The organism is Acinetobacter sp. UC24323, from assembly GCF_024151445.1.
GTDB classification, from domain to species: domain Bacteria; phylum Pseudomonadota; class Gammaproteobacteria; order Pseudomonadales; family Moraxellaceae; genus Acinetobacter; species Acinetobacter baumannii.
The window spans coordinates 53,528-72,239 of the sequence record NZ_JAHIBY010000013.1 but is presented as its reverse complement, the minus strand read 5'-3'; the positions used below and the strand labels follow the sequence as shown (position 1 = coordinate 72,239).

The 18,712-nt window shown below is 33.8% G+C and carries 16 protein-coding genes; 8 read left to right on the top strand and 8 right to left on the bottom strand.

What is annotated here, in order from left to right:
• Positions 1-16: 16 nt before the first annotated feature.
• On the top strand, positions 17-949 hold the full coding sequence (locus KNQ97_RS16280; protein WP_000366426.1) for a LysR family transcriptional regulator: 933 nt from the start codon (positions 17-19) through the stop codon (positions 947-949).
• 100 nt (positions 950-1,049) lie between these two features.
• On the opposite strand, the gene KNQ97_RS16275 is transcribed toward KNQ97_RS16280, so the two are convergent.
• Positions 1,050-2,393 carry an MFS transporter gene (locus KNQ97_RS16275; protein ID WP_002047463.1) on the bottom strand — a complete coding sequence of 448 codons (1,344 nt, stop codon included), beginning with the start codon at positions 2,391-2,393 and terminating at the stop codon, positions 1,050-1,052.
• 295 nt (positions 2,394-2,688) lie between these two features.
• On the opposite strand from KNQ97_RS16275, the gene KNQ97_RS16270 reads away from it, so the two are divergent.
• Positions 2,689-3,567, top strand: a complete 879-nt coding sequence (locus KNQ97_RS16270) for an SMP-30/gluconolactonase/LRE family protein (RefSeq protein WP_253612459.1) — start codon at positions 2,689-2,691, stop codon at positions 3,565-3,567.
• Positions 3,568-3,660: 93 nt separating this feature from the next.
• On the opposite strand, the gene KNQ97_RS16265 is transcribed toward KNQ97_RS16270, so the two are convergent.
• A complete protein-coding gene (locus KNQ97_RS16265) occupies positions 3,661-4,392 on the bottom strand; it encodes a GntR family transcriptional regulator (protein ID WP_000883494.1) in 732 nt (243 codons plus the stop codon).
• Between the two features lie 111 nt (positions 4,393-4,503).
• On the opposite strand from KNQ97_RS16265, the gene KNQ97_RS16260 reads away from it, so the two are divergent.
• Genes KNQ97_RS16260 through KNQ97_RS16250 form a run of 3 tightly spaced genes read left to right on the top strand, consistent with a single transcriptional unit; the run spans position 4,504 to position 7,963 of the window.
• Positions 4,504-5,793, top strand: coding sequence for an SLC13 family permease (locus tag KNQ97_RS16260; RefSeq protein WP_000126044.1), 1,290 nt, complete (start codon positions 4,504-4,506; stop codon positions 5,791-5,793).
• A 7-nt stretch (positions 5,794-5,800) separates the two neighbouring features.
• On the top strand, positions 5,801-6,613 hold the full coding sequence (locus KNQ97_RS16255) for an amidohydrolase (RefSeq protein ID WP_253612458.1): 813 nt from the start codon (positions 5,801-5,803) through the stop codon (positions 6,611-6,613).
• Positions 6,614-6,622: 9 nt separating this feature from the next.
• Complete coding sequence (locus KNQ97_RS16250; protein WP_000786781.1) at positions 6,623-7,963, top strand: MFS transporter; 1,341 nt, start codon at positions 6,623-6,625, stop codon at positions 7,961-7,963.
• Positions 7,964-8,156: 193 nt separating this feature from the next.
• On the opposite strand, the gene KNQ97_RS16245 is transcribed toward KNQ97_RS16250, so the two are convergent.
• On the bottom strand, positions 8,157-8,297 hold the full coding sequence (locus tag KNQ97_RS16245) for a hypothetical protein (protein WP_000770269.1): 141 nt from the start codon (positions 8,295-8,297) through the stop codon (positions 8,157-8,159).
• 249 nt (positions 8,298-8,546) lie between these two features.
• On the opposite strand from KNQ97_RS16245, the gene KNQ97_RS16240 reads away from it, so the two are divergent.
• Positions 8,547-8,999, top strand: a complete 453-nt coding sequence (locus tag KNQ97_RS16240; protein ID WP_002125199.1) for a hypothetical protein — start codon at positions 8,547-8,549, stop codon at positions 8,997-8,999.
• Positions 9,000-9,088: 89 nt separating this feature from the next.
• Here the strand turns inward: KNQ97_RS16240 and KNQ97_RS16235 are convergent, their stop codons facing one another.
• From KNQ97_RS16235 to KNQ97_RS16225, 4 genes are all read right to left on the bottom strand, one after another.
• Complete coding sequence (locus KNQ97_RS16235; RefSeq protein ID WP_228150505.1) at positions 9,089-9,757, bottom strand: hypothetical protein; 669 nt, start codon at positions 9,755-9,757, stop codon at positions 9,089-9,091.
• A 169-nt stretch (positions 9,758-9,926) separates the two neighbouring features.
• Positions 9,927-10,343, bottom strand: coding sequence for a hypothetical protein (locus tag KNQ97_RS16230; protein WP_253612457.1), 417 nt, complete (start codon positions 10,341-10,343; stop codon positions 9,927-9,929).
• A gap of 104 nt (positions 10,344-10,447) precedes the next feature.
• Positions 10,448-10,597, bottom strand: coding sequence for a hypothetical protein (locus tag KNQ97_RS19265; protein WP_367398854.1), 150 nt, complete (start codon positions 10,595-10,597; stop codon positions 10,448-10,450).
• Between the two features lie 299 nt (positions 10,598-10,896).
• Positions 10,897-11,376: a hypothetical protein gene (locus tag KNQ97_RS16225; protein ID WP_253612477.1), complete on the bottom strand. Its 480-nt coding sequence runs from the start codon at positions 11,374-11,376 to the stop codon at positions 10,897-10,899.
• Between the two features lie 93 nt (positions 11,377-11,469).
• Here KNQ97_RS16225 and KNQ97_RS16220 point away from each other — a divergent pair, with 93 nt between their 5' ends.
• Together KNQ97_RS16220 and KNQ97_RS16215 are read left to right on the top strand one after the other, a co-directional pair.
• A complete protein-coding gene (locus tag KNQ97_RS16220) occupies positions 11,470-11,676 on the top strand; it encodes a helix-turn-helix domain-containing protein (RefSeq protein WP_002047802.1) in 207 nt (68 codons plus the stop codon).
• A gap of 112 nt (positions 11,677-11,788) precedes the next feature.
• Complete coding sequence (locus KNQ97_RS16215) at positions 11,789-17,854, top strand: ATP-binding protein (protein ID WP_253612456.1); 6,066 nt, start codon at positions 11,789-11,791, stop codon at positions 17,852-17,854.
• A 68-nt stretch (positions 17,855-17,922) separates the two neighbouring features.
• On the opposite strand, the gene KNQ97_RS16210 is transcribed toward KNQ97_RS16215, so the two are convergent.
• Positions 17,923-18,645 (bottom strand): hypothetical protein, encoded by a 723-nt coding sequence (locus KNQ97_RS16210; RefSeq protein ID WP_253612455.1) that lies wholly within the window; start codon positions 18,643-18,645, stop codon positions 17,923-17,925.
• Positions 18,646-18,712: the final 67 nt, after the last annotated feature.

Sequence of the window (18,712 nt, the reverse complement as noted above, 5' to 3'; positions counted from 1 at the left end):
TGCAGAAATTGCACAAATGGATTTAACAAATTCGATTGATATCCGCACGCTTCGCTTCTTTATTAGTGTTTACAATGCTCAAAACTTCTCAAATGTAGCACGTAAAGAAGATGTGTCTGCCTCCATGATTTCTCGAACTATTCAACAACTTGAAGATGCGTTGGGGCAACAACTTTTCTACCGAAATACGCGAGCAATCACACCGACCGAATCGGGCAAATTATTTTTTGAATATGCAAAAAGAATTACCGAACAATTTGATGAAGCTCAAAAGGCTTTACAAGATAAAACCATAGAACCATCTGGACTCGTCCGAATTAATGCCCCTGTATTTTTTGGGCAACGACATATTGCGCCGTGGTTGGCGGGTTTATCAGAGCGTTATCCAAGGCTTCTAATAGAACTAATTCAAACCGATGAATTTATAGACCCATTACGCGAAAGCACAGATTTAATATTTCGTATTGGAGCACTGACTGATTCATCATTTCATGCCCGTATTTTTGGTACACAAAAATATCATTTAGCCGCCTCTCCTCAGTATGTTGCCAAATACGGTACGCTCGACCACCCAACAGAACTTAATCAACACAAGTGCCTAGTCTATAAAGGTTTTGAAGGTCCTAACCGCTGGTTAGTGAGAAAGCCCAATGAAGAATGGGTACATTATCCAATTACCCCGTTACTTTCTTCAAACAATGCCGAGAGTTTAATGACAGCCGCGCTTCATGGCATGGGGATTGTTTTATTTCCTGATTGGCTGATTGGCGAAGCTTTAAAAAAAGGTGACTTAATAAAGCTTTTACCTGAATATGAAGTCGCGATTAAATCACAACCCCAGCATATCGCAGCCATTTATCCAAATGTTCGTCATCCATCACTTAATATTAGAGCAGTGATAGATTATTTTGCAGAAATCTATGGTGACACACCGTATTGGCAGAATTAGTTTTCTTTTCAATGCCAGCAAAGTATTCAAATCTCGACATACTCTGCTGGTGTCTCATCAGAGATAAAAATAAGATTAAAAACTTGAAATAAATAAGAATTTAATTTGCACTCAAACTTAAATTATCAACTTGTTCTGATTTTTCTTTTTTAATGAGATAACCCAATATCATTTGCAAAATCACGCCAATAAACGCACAACATGACATTAAGAGAAAACACCAGATATACCCCTGATGACTATGCCAACCACCAAAGCTCGTAAGCAAATATCCCATAATAATCGGTGCGACAGCCCCACCTACATACTGAGCAACTGTAATTAAACTATTTGCAGTTCCAATTGCTCCGGCTGGCGCATAATCTGATGCTGTCGCATAGAAAATAGGCCAAATTGCGTTGGCAGATAGACCAAAAAACAGTTGTATTGCAATGACGGAAACCACGCCTGAGGTTAAACAAAAACTTGCAATGCTGACCGCCATCCAACAACCACATAAAATCAATGTGAGTCGTCTGCCAATCTTATCGGACAAAGTCGGCCAAATAATTTGCCCCATCATGCCGGTAATTGTAAATACAGCGCTCAAGCCAGCCGATTTCGCCAGATCTAACCCGACAATATTGTATAAAAATGCAGGAAAGATAGTTAAAAAACCAATATAAACCACATGGGTAATTAAAGTACTGGCTGCGGTAAACACAATTCCCCGAGAACTTAGAGTTTGTTTTAAACGTTCCCATGTACTATGCGTACTTGTTTTTTCTTCTCCTTCATCGTGCACAAAATCTGTTGGTGGTGTGAATTGATTATCTACACAAGATTGGTGAAACTCTGAATAACGTTTACGGGTCGAATAAATCGCCCAAAAAGTTAATGCCGGTACAGCAAATATAATTCCAAGAAAAAAGGCATAGCGCCAATTCTGCGGACCAAAATAAGTAATGATGGTAGCCATTGCAACACCACTAAGTAGCGCTCCAACCGGATAACCTGAGTGATGAGCACCTATGGCAAAACCGCGATGTTCCTTGGGCCACCATTCTGCGGTATTACTCACCCCAACTGGCTCTGCCACCCCACAACCCAAAGAAACCATAATACGTAAGGTTACAAACTTATAGAAACTTGAACTTAAAGATGTAATGCCTGAAAGCAACGAAATAAAAGTAAATCCAATTACTAAAGGCCACTGAAAAATTCCTCGCTTCCAACCGGACGCATGTTTATCACTTAAAGCAGCAACCGGAATACTAAGAACAGCCAAAGAAAGTGTAATTGCAGCAATGGTGTATCCCCATTGCGTTGGAGATAAATTAAATTCATTACAAATCATATTGGCTGCGCGGAAAATCAACTCTCGGTCGTATGCAACAACCACCCAGATAATCCAGCAAATCACTAATGATACCCAAGAGTGGCGATGAACTTTTTTTAGGCTCATTTCTAATTCCTTTTTAATTAAAATGCATCCACATGCTTTTACGTATAACGCTATGTCATTTGTCCACTCTTAAACTATCAAGTCGATTTAGAATTACTAATGATATTTCTACACCACGCAATAACTTATATTTATCAATTTAGTTTTTAGTATTTATCTCCATACATTTTTAATTCACAGGACCAATAACAATCTCTTATTAGATAAAGAAAAATTTTCATTGGTTTTTATATTTAGCTTTCATTAATTTAGTTTCATCGATGAGTGACTGAATAAAAGGACTAAAAAAGGAATTATGGAAATTAAAGTACTGGTAGATGTAAAAACAAAACTTGGAGAATGCCCAACTTGGGATGCTGTTCGCCAACGCCTATTTTGGGTAGATATTGTTGATGGACGATTATTCTGTTGTGATGAATTCGGTGGGAATATACGGGCGTGGGAAGTTCATAAAAAAATAGGTTCTTTTGCTTTACAAGAAAATTATAACGGCGCAATTGTTGCGCTCGAAGACGGGTTATATCAACTCGACTTTGACACAGGCAACTTAAAATTTATTTGCAACCCTGAACCAGACCTACCTCAAAATAGATTAAATGATGGTCGTGTTGATCGGCAAGGTCGATTCATTTTTGGCTCTATGAACCGCCTTGAAGATGGGAATACCGCGTCTCTCTATCGATTAGATGCAGATTATAAAATAGAAAAATTAGAAAATAATATTAATACTTCAAATAGTATTTGCTGGAGTCCTGATGGTACTAAGCTCTATTTTGCAGACACATGGCAAGGTGAAATCTGGTCTTATGATTATGATCTTGAAACAGGCCAAATCTCAAATAAAACTATTTTTTGTAAGATAGATACATCAGACGGTGGTTCAGCAGATGGCTCGACAGTAGATCGTGAAGGCTACTTATGGAATGCAAAAGTATATTCGGGTCAGTTAGTACGTTATCGTCCTGATGGACAAATCGATCGTATTATTGAAATGCCTGTAAAAAAAATTACCAGTGCAGTTTTTGGTGGAAAAAATCTTGATGTCTTGTTTGTTACATCTATGTCGCAACCGCCTCTTCCGAGATTCCCTGATGACAACCAATTGCGAGGCAGTGTTTTTGCCATTTATGGGCTAGGCATCCAAGGATTAGCCGATGCTCGATTTATGGGGTAATGACTCACTTCCTACAAGAAATACTTAACCATAAACGGTAGTGAACCAGCTCTGCAGCTTAATAAGGAAATCTTTATTAAGCTGCATAAGGATTTAATTAATTGTTATTTCATAATGAAAATTATCGGCCAAACCATAAGACTCGCGATATTCGACCGCTACACCTTCAAGATTTTTTGCAATACGGCATACCTTCACTAAAGGGTCTTCAAGGTGGTTATTTAAATAGCTATCTTTAATATTTTTCTCAAAAGTTAACCGTTCTGTTGCAGAAGAAACAAATTGACCGCAGTGCTGATAATAAAAAGGATAAAGTAGATTCCCAAACTCAGCGATTGGAATTTCTTCCAGATTTTTAAATAAGCGTTCAGGTAGCCAGATTCTCTCACTTAATACAACGACATCTTCATGCTTACGGACACGCTCGATATAAAGCAACTTGTCAGTGTGCCCAAGCCCTAACTCGGCGTTTACTTCCGGTATTGCATCACACACTTCTACTTTTTTAATTTGTCCTTGTGGCTGAATGAACTCGCCCTTTTTATTACGTAATCTAAAAAAACGAATGAGCGAATTTTCAAAATTAGGTTGTTTGAGGAAAGTTCCTTTTCCTTGCTGTTTAACCAATAAGCCGTCTTCAACCAGTCCTTCAACCGCCTTTCTAACGGTTCCTACCGATACGCTATACATTTGCGCAAGTTCTTGTTCACTTGGAATAGGCTCTTCGACTGTCCATTTTGACTGGATCAGTAGTTTTTGAAGTTCCCAACGGACCTTTTCATATCTTGGCAATTTAAAATTTTTAAATGCAGTCTCATCAAGCATTTGCGTTAAACATTATGAAATCGATTTGACAATACTAGCATAGTTCTGTGTAATACAAAAAACCAAACATATATATGTTTAGATGTTTATATATTTATCAAGGAAGATAATATGACTGCATTGATGCTGATGGCTTTAGCCGTATCGATAGGTTTAGGTTATAAAACGAAAATTAATATCGGATTTTTTACGATAGCGTTTGCCTACCTGATTGGTTGCTTTGGCATGGGTCTTAAACCTTCCGAAGTTATTGAATTATGGCCTGTCAAAATTTTCTTTATTATTTTATCTGTCACTCTGTTTTATAACTTTGCTTTGGCAAATGGCGCACTAGAGAAGCTTGCCAGCCATCTTCTATATAAATGCCGTAAGTTTCCTCAGTTTTTACCTTTAGCGATTTTTTTCGCAGCAACCATTATTGCTGGCCTAGGTGCTGGTTTTTATACAGTACTTGCCTTTATGGCACCGATTACACTGCTGCTGTGTAAAAAAACCAATATGAATATGATTATTGGTGGGATGGCTGCAAATTACGGCGCTTTAGCTGGCGCAAATTTTATGACATCGCAAAGTGGCATTATTTTCCGAAGCTTAATGGAAAATACTGGCATTACCTCGCAAACAGCTTTTTCATATAGTAGTGGAATTTTTGTCTTAACTTTAATTATTCCAATTGCGGTGTTGGGAATTTACACCCTGTGGAATAGAAAAAGTAATTCAATTGTAATTGAAGATCAAAAGCCTGAGCCATTCGACAAAAAACAGAAACAATCCATCTTCCTTATTATTTTAATGATGTCGATTGTTTTAGTTTTTCCAATCTTGCATCTTGTTTTTCCCGACGTAAAAACGATTAGCTTTTTAAACTCCAAAATTGATATTGCCTTCCTTGCCATTACCTTCTCCCTCATTAGTTTACTTATGAAACTTGCCGATGAGAAAAAGGTCATTGCACTTGTGCCTTGGGGAACACTGATCATGATTTGCGGTGTCGGTATGCTCATCGCATTAGGGGTGAAACTTGGCATTATTACTACCCTATCTGAATGGTTAGCAAACAATGTTCCTGTGTGGGTCATTCCAGTACTTTTATGTCTGATCAGTGCCATTATGTCTGTATTTTCAAGCACTCTAGGCGTGGTTGCTCCTACCTTATTTCCAATTGTTCCGGCGCTTGCACTTACCTCTGGCCTAAACCCACTAGTGCTGTTCATTTGTATTGTGGTTGGCGCTCAGTCTACAGCGATTTCTCCTTTCTCGTCTGGCGGTAGCCTCATTATGGCTTCAGCACCAGCAGACATCGACAAAACCAAATTCTTTAATCAACTGTTATTTAAAGCAATTCCTGTAGGAGTCATTGCCGCTTTAATCGCTATTTTCGCTTTAAAATTTGTAATGTGAGATGAAAATGAACTGTATAGATACACATGCACATGTTTTTTCGACACAGGACCACAGTATCGAAACAGCACGTTATGCACCTGATTATGATGCAACTGTACAAAGTTTTATCTCTCATCTTGATGAACACAATTTCACGCATGGTGTTTTGGTTCAACCCAGCTTTTTGGGTACCAATAACCAAGCGATGTTAAACGCAATTCAGCAATACCCTGACCGTTTAAAAGGGATCGCCGTTGTTCAACATACGACGACGTTTGATGAGCTAGTGAATCTCAAGGCACAAGGCATTGTAGGTGTTCGCTTAAATCTATTCGGTCTTAAACCTCCTGCGCTAAATACGCCTGACTGGCAAAAATTTTTACGAAATGTGGAAAACCTCAACTGGCAAGTTGAGTTACACGCACCACCAAAATATCTGATCCAACTTTTACCACAATTAAATGAATACAGCTTTGATGTTGTGATTGACCATTTTGGCCGAGTTGACCCAGTTAAAGGGATTGAAGATCCAGATTATCAGAAGTTTTTAAGCTTACTTAACGTAAAACAGCACTGGATTAAAGTGTCCGGTTTCTACCGTTTGGGTGCTACACCCAGCAACATAAATATAGCCCAACAGGCATATAACATTTTTAAAGAAAAAGGTTTTTTACACAAACTCATTTGGGGAAGCGATTGGCCGCATACCCAACATGAATCCTTAATAACTTATGAAGATGCGATTAAAGCTTTTAAACATATTGTGTTTGATAAACACGAGCAATGTTTAATTTTAAATCAGAACCCTACCGAGCTGTTTGGTTTCTCACGTACATAAGGAGTATGTATGAAAAATGATATATCTATATCGGAAGTAGAAAAGTCAACGATCCGTAAACTTTCTTTTCGTATTCTTCCTTTCCTCATTCTTTGTTATTTCATTGCATATATTGATCGGGTGAATATTGGTTTCGCCGCTTTAACCATGAACCAAGAAATTGGTTTAACTGCTACTGCCTTTGGTTTTGGTGCGACATTATTTTTTATTGCATATGTCATATTTGAAATTCCAAGTAACATGGCAATGGAAAAGCTAGGTGCACGTATCTGGATTGCCAGAATCATGATTACTTGGGGAATTGTCGGTTGCTGTACCGCCTTCATTACTGGCCCGATTTCATATGCAATTTCACGGTTTTTACTTGGTGCTGCCGAAGCCGGATTTTTCCCAGGTGTATTACTGTATTTAACACTATGGTTCCCTAAACGATATATGGCTCGAATTGTTGCCGTATTTATGGTTGCGATTCCTTTATCTAACTTTATTGGTTCACCATTATCTGCCTTATTGTTAGGCTTGCATGGTTTACTGGGCTTAAGTGGATGGCAAGTGCTTTTAATACTTGAAGCATTACCTGCAATCCTTCTTGGTTTGTTATGCCTTGTATGGCTGCCAAATACCGCAAATAATGTTAAATGGTTAAATCAAGAAGAAAAGGACTGGTTATCAAGCACTTTAACTTTTGAAAAAAATCAATTGTTGAACTCTGAAAAACAAGACAGTGCCGAACAGAAAAAGAGTAAGTTCAAGTTGCTGATTACCAATAAATATTTATGGTTCTTTGCAATTATTTATGCAGGAAGTTCAGCAACCAGCAATATTTTATCGTTATGGATGCCTCAGATTTTAAAAGCCTTCCATTTAACTGCTATGCAGACGGGTCTTTTAAATATGATTCCGTTTGGTTTAGCTGCCGCTTTCATGATTGTTTGGGGCGTACATGCCGATAAAAGTGGTAATAAGAGTCTCAACACAGCTATTCCGTTATTTGTGACCAGTTTTGGTTTGCTCCTTACTATTTTTACCTCGTCTTTAACTTTGAGCTTACTTTTATTCTCACTTGTTTTGATGGGTAACTATGCCATTAAAGGTCCTTTCTGGGCGTTGGTTTCTGAGCGCTTACCACCTACTTTAGTGGCTGTAGGTATTGCAGCGGTGAATACGATTGCGCATATCGGTACTGGGCTTATGAACTCTATTATGGGTATTGTAAAAGATTATTCGGGTAGCTTCCCTATTTCTCTTTTACCGTTATGTATGCTTACATTTACGGGTGCCATGATTGCGTTGTATTTAGGAAGAAAACCGACATTGCCAAAAGCGCAAAAGGTTCAAAAAGCAGTTTAGGTTTTAGAAATAAAAGATTTAATCAAAAGAGACCCATTGATGGGTCTCTTTTTTATTTATAACAAATATATAGAAGCTAAGATGGGTCAATATTTTCCTATTTTTATACGAAAACTAAGTTTGTCCATCTTTACTCCAACAAAAAAGCCCATCTTCCGATGAGCTTTTTATTTAATTAAGATTATCAAATGCATTAGGCTTTAAATTCTGCTAATACAAAGTTTTTTACTATTTCATCAAAATTAGGTTTCAGAAGAGTTGGCTTGCTATTTTTTATAGTTTTATACCAATAACTCGCTGCAACTCCCATGCTAACCAAAGCTAACAATTTCATAGCTCACCTCACTTATTGGGAAGAGTGGAGTTTAAAGTATCATTCGCGTTTGTAGCGTTCTAACTCGTTTTAGGGAGGTTTCTGTATATTTTTTAAGCACTATGTAATAAATAAAGCCCATATCTTTGTGAACTTTCTTTAAGGCCAGTAGTGCAATTTACTTACACTTCTTCCCATATAACTTATACTTAGTATCGGTCCTGTACAGGATCTATTTTCAATAAAAGATAAATAAAGGAATCTTCTAGAATGAAGAAATATTTATTAATTTGCCTTTTGCCTATTTTTACAACTGCTTGTAGTGCTAAACCAAGCCCTCAAGAAGAATTAGATCTCCAAGCTAGATTTTTACCTACAGTTTATAATATTGATGCAGGTACTTATGCTTTTGTTTCAAAAGAAGCACCTACACCTTTAACAAAACAAATGTATGAAGATGCATTATTTAAGCTTGGCTTATTAAAAAGATATGATGACCAAGCAAGTGCAAATTTCAAGCTTGAAAAAACTATAGAGCCAATAAAATTAAATACTTTATGTTTAATGAGTAAGTTTGTTAATAACCCAACTTATATAAAAGCTGTAAAGCATAGTATTGAGCAAGAGCCTGATTTAAATAAATGGCTCAAAGAAAAACAACCAAAATGGCAAGAAGCTTTGAAAAGAGAGGACAAGGAAATTTTTGATCATCCTTGTTTATAAAAAGTAGATTTCTAAAGAAAAGAAGCTTAACTACTGTTATTCTTCTTTATATTACTTATCATTAGTTGTTTGACAATAAACTGCTAAAGTTAGTTACATACTTTTGCCACTTTAAAAAAGTCTTTTGTATTATAGAACATACTAATTTCTCCCCATTTTACGTTATCTTTCTCTCTATAAATTATATTTTTAACAACAGTGCCATCAGAGTTAACAACAGCATCTGCTACCAATGCCGCTCGCTGATTAGTACAGTTTATTTTCATTTTAATAAATCTTTTACCTAGCCAAGTGAGACGACCATTGGGCTTCATCACTCCAGTAAACATCATAGAAATTATTGGATATCCATCACTGTAATGTTCGCGTACACCAGGTCTAACATACGTAGCATCCGAATTGTTTTTAGTTAAGAATATCCACTTAATATCATTTTCAATAATATTTTTTTCTTCAGCTTTATTTTTCGAAAGATACGTTGCAATAGATTCATTATTAACTTCCTGTTGGACAAAACCTAACTTGGAATGATCTATTTCACTAATATCTTTTTTTGAATTTTCATCTACAGCCTGTTTCGGAACTTCATATTGATTGCTAGAGGATGACTGATCATAGATTGTTTTTGGTTGAGAATAACTATAGACATAACTGCTACTTGAAGGTGTTGTTTTTGTACCTATCTTTCCATTATATGGATTGACGTTACCAGCCGTACTCCAATTATTATAAAGTCGAGCGTCTGGACTAGAACGCATATGTGGACTCACATAGGTTCCATTTTTACGATAATATCCACGGACTGATACTCCTGCATGGACAAAAGATGTATAGAAATTGCTTACCATGAATAAACAGACAAATGTAAAAGTAGTTTTAATTCTCATATTAGTACTCAGGAATATTTTAAGTTATTAATCAGCAATACTATTCTAGATCGTTAAAATTTCTGTATTTTTCAAAATTTTTATATAGATCTAAACTATTAAAATAACTATTTGCAATTTTTTCTCCAATAAAAGATAAAGTCACAAAATTATATCTAAATATTTCATCATACTTTTTCAAAAATAGCTGATATTGTTCAGCATATTTTTCTATATTTTCTTTTAAATTCTTAGCTAAACTTTTATTTTCTTTAATCTTTTCTTGTAAAATCGAAATAGCTTCATAAGCAAATGGCATATTATCAAAGTGAATCAACCCAATAGATTCTAGATATTTAGATTGTATATAATTCAAAGTAAATGAAGCATTTACTATTGATTCAAAAAAAACTATTCCTCTATTTATTTTTTTTAATATTAATATAAATTTCTGCTCATCCATATCACTGACATTCATTAACTCTTCTGAAGGTAAAATATTATTTACTATTCTAATGAAAGCTAATAGTTGAATATGTTCTGTTGTCAATTTATCGATTAAGTTAACTGATTGATTACATATCAAATCATCAAAATCATCTGCTTTTTTGAAACTTTATTCTTAATCAACTCAATCAATATTTCTGGATGAGCCTTTTCTCCTTTTCTCGCAATCTTTTGAATCGCATCATTTAAGTAAAATTGAACATCAGGGTCAGAAAATTTATCAATTACAATAGTTTCAATATTTTCCTCTATATTTTTTTTTTAGGTTTTCCGCAAAAATTTTTATATTTTCTTCTGCCTTTTGAGCAGCCGCATCTCTTAAACGTGGAAAGTTACATTCAAAGATGCATATTCTCTTTTAATTGACCACTTATTCTCTTACAGACCTGACCAGCTAAAATCTTTTTAATCTGACCAGACATCAAAAATAGATAGAACATACCAAAGTGAGGCTGCTTAAAAGTAAAGCTCATTCACCTTATGATATGTCCTCCCATGATCCAACACTCTTATTACAGTTATACCTAATTTAAAACATCTTCCATGAATTTGATGTTGGAATTGATACTTCTAATGTCATTTTCCAATTTCTGCTGATGCGCAATGAAGTATTTTTCTAGTGTTTTATCATCTGCCAAAAGAGTCTGAATAAAATTTATATTGCTTTCTTTATCTTTAATTTGACCTAAAAATTCTGTCTTTTTTGTTAAAAATACTTTTTCAAGTTTTTGTTTTTTATATTTTTCTCTTAGATTATCTAATCGATATGTCTCTTTATAGCTAAATGCTCTTCTTGTAGATTGAGATACATCAACTTCTAAATAATGGCATTTTACTAGAATTCTTAACCCTCCATACATGAGTCGTCGATGTTGTTCAGCCTTGGAACTTTTACCCATTCCCATTTTTTCCCAGAAATGCTTGGCTTGCCAATTCTGAATTTCATGATTTGCAAAAATATCCATAAACTCATCGTATAAAGGTAAATTTACGGTTTTTCTCATGACGGGCTGTCCTTTATGTAAAAGAGGATTATAGTCCGTGGATATATAGTCCTCAATTGGTGATATTTCTGTTTTTTGAGCAGTTAGTTTCAAATGTCAGAATTATCCAACGTAATTGGTCAATTAATTCGCAATAGAAGAACACAAAGAAGCATCACGCAAGAAGCACTTGCATTACAGTGTGGTATTGATCGTAGTTATATGGGGCGTATTGAACGTGGAGAAGTCAACCTCACTGTTGAAAAACTATATGAAATTGCGTCTGCACTAGAAATCAATGCCAAAGAATTATTACCTTAAACGAGCAAAAATATGGTTCTGAGATAGACTTAACTGCACTATTCATGTAAAACATAAATATTTGATATTAATTATTTTAGAAGCAGTTTTAAGCTAAAACTTTAGGATTGATATGAGTAGAAATCTTAAACCAGCGCATGCTGGTTATCGATATCAAGATATCATTACAGCATATTTTTTTGTTTTGGGCATTATAGAAAAATTTGATTCAGTCACAGTCGATAAAAAGCAATTAGATGATGACAGATTTGATGATTTACAAATTATAAAAAAGGATGGCTTCAAGACTAGAATTCAAATTAAGCATAGTTCAGTAATAGATAAAAAGCTTACACTTTCTGAATTCACGAATAAAACTAGTACAAATCTAACAATTGATAGATTACTTTTAACAAATAAATTAGCTACTCAGACCGTAGATGAATTCAGGTTATGTGCTACTTGGCTTCCTCCATCCACGACAGATAGCCTTAATAATTATTTAATAGAAACTCAGGAACAGCCTATTTTTAATACTATTAAATCAAAAATATTTAAATTAGATTATGAAAAAATTTGGCCTGAAAATGATATACCTCACTGGAAACCTTTAAAAAATAGAAGTGATTTTACAAGAGAAGACTTTATTGAGTTTTGTCAAAAATTCTTAATAGAGTTAGATTTACCACATGCATCTACCGATTTGCTTTCACCAAGTAGAGTAGAGACTGAACTTCTAACACTATTGCATGAGAAAATAGGTATTGGGCAATATCCTAATAGTGATCGTAAAGTAGAGGATGTCGCAGCTTTGGCAATAGCACTGGCAACTTGGGCAAGAGCTAATGAAGCAAGATTAGATATTAATGAAATTATCAAAGTTCTTGGAATAAGAACAGACTTTGGAAGAATTGCTCAAGCATTCCCTTTTGATCAAAAATATTTTTATGATCGTCCAATTTTTAGAGAAAATATTCTAAACTTAAATCATGGAAAGAAATTCCACATTTTAATGGGTCCACCAGGATCTGGTAAGTCATGGGAATTAACTAATCTAGCAGGAATTCTAAAAAAAGAGCTTATCGTTGCTCGACATTATTGTTATCTAGATCCTACTGATGAGAATTCGGAGAGACGGGTTACAACTGATGTGTTTTTTGCCAATTTATTAGCAGAATTACAAGATTCAATAGGAGTATCATTTAGCTCAGATATCGGGTTATCAGCGAACTTATCAAATTTTGAAAATGCTTTAAATGAATTAGTAAGCCAGCATGAGCAAATTGTTTTAATCATTGATGGTTTAGATCATATTTCAAGGATTAAGACCGCATCATCTAATTTGAATGATAATGAAACAGACATCATTGAAAGATTAGCTACCTTAGATATTCCAGATGGTGTACAACTTATTTTAGGTACTCAACCTGGTGATCATCTAGCTCCTATTATAGACCGTAGGGAAGATGATGTTGCAATTTATCACATCCCGAAATGGACTATAGAAGATACAATTGAATTATGTAAATTATACGAATTAGATTCTCTTTTCCATGATCATGGCATTACAAATCATGATGAAATTTTCACTTTGATCGCTCAGAAGTCAGATAGCATACCTTTATATGCACGATATTTATGTAAAGGTTTGATTTTGAACTTAAAAGAAAACCCTACAGAAAAACCTGATGACTGGTTAAATAAATTACCGAGTATTCACGGTGATATTAAAATTTACTATAAATACTTATATGAACAGATTTCTGAAAAAGCACACTTTGTTGCTGATTTATTTGCAGTCATAGAGTTTGCTATAACTGAAAATGAACTTAAAGAAATATTTCCCCCATTTCAATGGCGTCATGTTTCTAAAGCTTTAAAAGTATTTGAGCCTGTATTTGTTCAAGTTGAAGCCCAAGGTGGACTCAGAGTATTCCATGAAAGTTTTCGACGATTTATTAGAGATGAGCTAAAATCCAAAGGTATTGATTTAGTAGACATTCTTGAACCAATTATTACTTGGATGAGTAATAAGGGTTTCTATAAAAATGCTAAAAGTTATCGCTTTCTCTTATCTGCATTAAATAGAGCAAATCGGATTAATGAAATATATGAGTTAGTTTCATTCAATTTTGTTTCAATAAGTATTAACTATGGTCATACCGTTGAGGCTATCCAAAATAATATTGCAATTACAGCTAATATTGCCGCTAATAATCAAGAATGGGCAATTTTAACTAGGTGTAATGAATTACGCCGAGCATTGCATACATATGAAGTAGAGCGACTAGGTGGTAGAGAGTATTGGCTAACTTATGGAAGGCTTTTTGGCCATCAAGCCCTATCAGAAAGATTACTTTTTGATGGGAGAGCAACTTTAGATTATTTCAATGGTATGCAGGCTTGTTTAATCGTTGATGATATGGGAGGAATTGCACCATGGAAAGAATATCTAAATATTAAAGAAATGAATTCTGATGAAAACTATTACAGTGAATATTTTGATTCACTTAGTCAATTGACATCAGTAGAAGAAAACAACTTAGCTCTAATTCAATGCTATTTAAGCCTAGGACTAGGATTTCCTATCCTCAGAAAAATATATAAATATCTAATACAATTTGAATCTGATGATCAAACTCCAATTTATTTTATAAACTGTATAGCTACACGACTCGCAAAAAATGATCTAGTAAAAACTGTAGAGAAATTAGCAAAAAAAATTAGCACCAATAAAAACAATAAACTTGTTGGTTATGGATTATATTGGGGCTTAGCTGATTTTTATTATAAGTGTGGTTCCCTCACTTTATCCAAAAAATACGCTGAAGATGCTTTGCTATTAACAAAAAGTCCCACCCTGATTTCTAGATTGGTTGAATATAATATAAATATAGATAGTTTAGCTATTAGTAATAAGACAGTTTCTTTAATAGATATAGGCCTTAATGGTTATCCCAAAAAAGACAATGTAAACTTATGGGTTTCTGAACTTAGAATTTTAGCACACTCTGATCAACTTGAAGAAATTTTAAATACAGAATTGGAACGAATAAAAGGAGCTGGTTGGTATAGATGTTGGTTGAAATTTACTATTAATATATTTCTTGCCGAAGCAGGTGAAAAATATAATATTAAAGATATCTTTAATATTCTTGTTGAAGAATGCCATCCATTTGTTGGAAAACCCAGGGCATGTGACTTATATGAAATTCATAGAGTAATTAAATATGTAATATCGCTAGGTTTAAAATTAGTTAAAACTAAAGATGAATGGACTCATATTCTTAAAGTATTGAAACAAGTTAACTTTAACACTACAACGAGATTCGATAGAGAAGTTAATGGTCCTGTTTCGAGTGATATAATTTTTCAACTACTTGAGCCATATTCTACAAATAAAGATATTAATATTTATATTTTAAATACCTTAAAAGAAGAAATTGACCATGTAGAGAAAAGTGGAACTTATTATTCAACTCATGCTGATATTGCATTGAATTTTACACAAATCCTTTTAAATAATGGGAATAAAGAAGAAGCTCTAAAAAAATGGCAAGATATTGGTACTTTTTTAACTAGTTATGGCTATAGGAAAGATACTACTCTATTTGAGATAATCGATTCAGTATCAGTAATCTCTAATAAATCCAAAGCTAAATGCTTACAGGCTTTAGAAAAGATTCAACCTTTAATTTCTTCTGTATTAATGCATACGGATGGAAGAAGCACTAAGTATGCACCAAATAGATGGTTTAATGAGTTATTAAGTATAGCTCCAGAAAGTGCTCTGGATGTATTAGCAAGAACAATTATTCAAGATAATTACCATGAGAATTGGTCATTAATGGATGCTTATAGATCTGTAGCTAATAAATTATCAGATCAGGTAAACCCCTTAATAATTGATAGCTTATGGCAAACATTACCCTTTAAAATTGAATATGAAAATGAAGGGGCAACTTTAGTAAAAGAGCGCTTAGATTCTATTCTGAAATTAAATGATTTTTATCCTCAATTGGTTGAGAGTAGACTTAATTTGTTGGCAGCTCAGGTTTCTAATGATGTTCAAAATCATAATGAAGATGCTATTAAAGAGTTAGAGTTAGTTTCAGAAAGTTTAGGTTTCCCTATTAAGTGTCAAACAAAGAAACATGAGCAACCTGTTAAGTTAGCTAACCAAAGTTCACAGCACTCATCATCAAAATCAAATTCTACTTCTGTAGAAATTGTTCCTCACCCTCCTCAAGATTGTACTCTGGGAGATATTATTAAATGTATTAGAGTTATTGAGAAAACTAAAGATAAGAATTTTCAAAGATTGAATCTATATCTTTCATATAAACTTCATGAATTAAGTTTAGAAGGAAAAGAGGATGAAGCAAAAAAAATAGTTATTTTCTATGGACATGAAGTTTTTTCATGGTCAGATAAACATCCTTTAGTTGATTTGGCTGTATGTCTAGAAAATGCTGAATGCAGAGATTTAGCATCAATTTGCTACACTTTAGCCTTTATGAAATCAAGAGGAAATAGTGGCTGGGCTAGTATTGGTGGTTCACAACAAAAGGATTTATTATTATCTGCTAAAAAACTTAATGAAGATCTTACGAAAAAAATATTTTCAGAGGAGTTAGGTAGAAAATTAAAATATACAGATTATGGTGCTGGTATTACTCAAAGCTTAATCGAAAGGCTAAGGGATTGGGGATATTATGATGAAGCGATTGCATGCTGGGATGAAGCCTTTAAAGTTATAGAGCATCGTCTTACTTTAACTAGAAAGTATCTTTATTTTGCAGAATATAAATTTTCAGACTCTAATCTTTTAAATATCGATGAAAGTATAGTTTTACTAGTTTTATTAAGATTATCGGAACCAAGAAAAACACGAAAAGTATCTTCTTTGGTTAGTATAACAAGTATTTTAAAATATTTACCAGATCTCTTATACAAACCCATAGAAAGTTTTGCCTTAAATAGTACTCCCATCTCTTCACTACTATTAGTAATGGAGATATTATATTATCTTGAAGATAATCCATTTATTATTACTAATGGTTTACAAGAAATTCTTGAACTATATGCAAACTCACCAATATGGGGTGCTCAAGTTTTAAGCTATTCCCTATTAAAGAGAGCAGGTCTTAAATTTAATTTAAATAATAGTTTAAATACCCCAGTCACGGTAGAGACTAAAAATGATTCCTATAATCCATATATTTTTGAAGTAGATCCAACTAATAGTCTAAAAAAATTAATATTGTTTGTTCCAGAATTACCTATAAAAATTGAAAAATTTCTATATGAAGAGTTTAAAAAGGAACCAAACAAACAATTAATGAGAGAAACACTAGAATTAAGATATGGCATAAATGGAAAGGTTCTTCCCGCTGTTGATGTATTAACATGGCACGATGAGTTATTCATCTCAGAGTTAAACAGCTGTGGTAACGCTCTAAAGCAAGATCTCGAGAAAGACTACCTATGGTCTATAGAAACAGAAGAAGAACTTGTTCTAGATACATTACCTGATTTAGCTTTTCATTTGGGTGTATACCAAAGTCGAGTTACAAGACCACTTTTATCTCTTCCAAGTGAATTAACTAAAGGTTTATGCTCAATAAAAACTGTTGAAAATGACCCTGTGTATGAGGGGTGGGTTCAACTCGCTTGTATTGAATATCAATATCTCAATGAAAAACATAGCTTTTCAAATCCGAATGAAAAAGTAGTAAATATATCTGGTGTCACATTCATCCCAGAATTTTCGAGTGAACCTAAAGATTTTATTCCATTGATAAGAGGTGATGAAAATATATGGTGGGTCAAAGACTTAGAGTACATTATCCCTAGGTATACTAATATATGGAATCCGTTAGTTGGTATTTCAGAAAAATCTGATATTTTGGGAGATAGTTTTATTCTTACACCACCTTTAGAATTGTTTTTAATAGAAAAAAATATTATTACTGCAGAATTTTCAGAAAAACTTTGTTTAAAAGATCATCATGGTAAAGAATTAATCAGATTAAGATCATGGGAAGTACGTGGAGATCACGGGAGTTCAGATACATACAAATTACGTGGCATGGATTTAATTGTACATCCCAGAATATTTGAAATGCTTAATCAAATGTATTCTTCAAGTTTAGCTAATTACCAATTTATCGCTAGGTCTGAGATTAAAAACGGATAAGGTACTTCTTAAAATATTGAATGTAGGTTCGGCATAAAATATCTAGATCTTATTTGTGAGCACATTAATTAAAATAGATCATTATTTGTTAAATCTAAAAACATTTCATAAGCACGAATATATGAAAAGTGATCGTCTCTTTTGCCCAAATGACATAAAGATTTTTTGATAAGTTCAACTTCATCAATAAAAACAACATGTTTACAAGGTATAGCATGTACATATGCTTCAAAAAACTCTTTTACAGTAGGAGGTAGAAGCTGTAATTGGGGTAAATTAAAAACTTGATCTAATACCGTCAATGAACAAATTTTAAGGTTTAAAAAATATCCCGAATAGCTCATATCAACAGCTTCATTCAAGAACAAAATAAATACTGTTAGAGTATCTAAAGGATGTTTTTTAGACAACTTTGTTAGTAACTCAAATATTTCACTATTTTTATAAAAAATTCGTTTTACAAACCTAAGCTCAAAAGATGATCTTTCAGCTAAATGAAGAAAATGACGGCTAACTTCAGGGGCTAAGCTAAGTATTATTCTATCGGTCTCAATAGCAGAACGTGAATCAAAATTGAAAATATTCCAAATTGGATGATGAAACCAGATAGCAGTTTCTGGATACTTCAATGCCACCATTTCTACACGTTCAGGTCTTGGAGAAGCATTACCACGCTCATAGCGTTCCCACAATCTTGGTTTTTGATCTACTGGCTCTAAATGCTGAAATTTTTCAGGTTCAAAAAAGAGTTCTAATTGAGCTGGCGATAAACCACCTGAATAATATTTCATGAGGTGGAACCAAATCATTGTTCTGATTCCTCTAACTTTCTTTCGAAAGTTCTTTTGCCGTTGTATA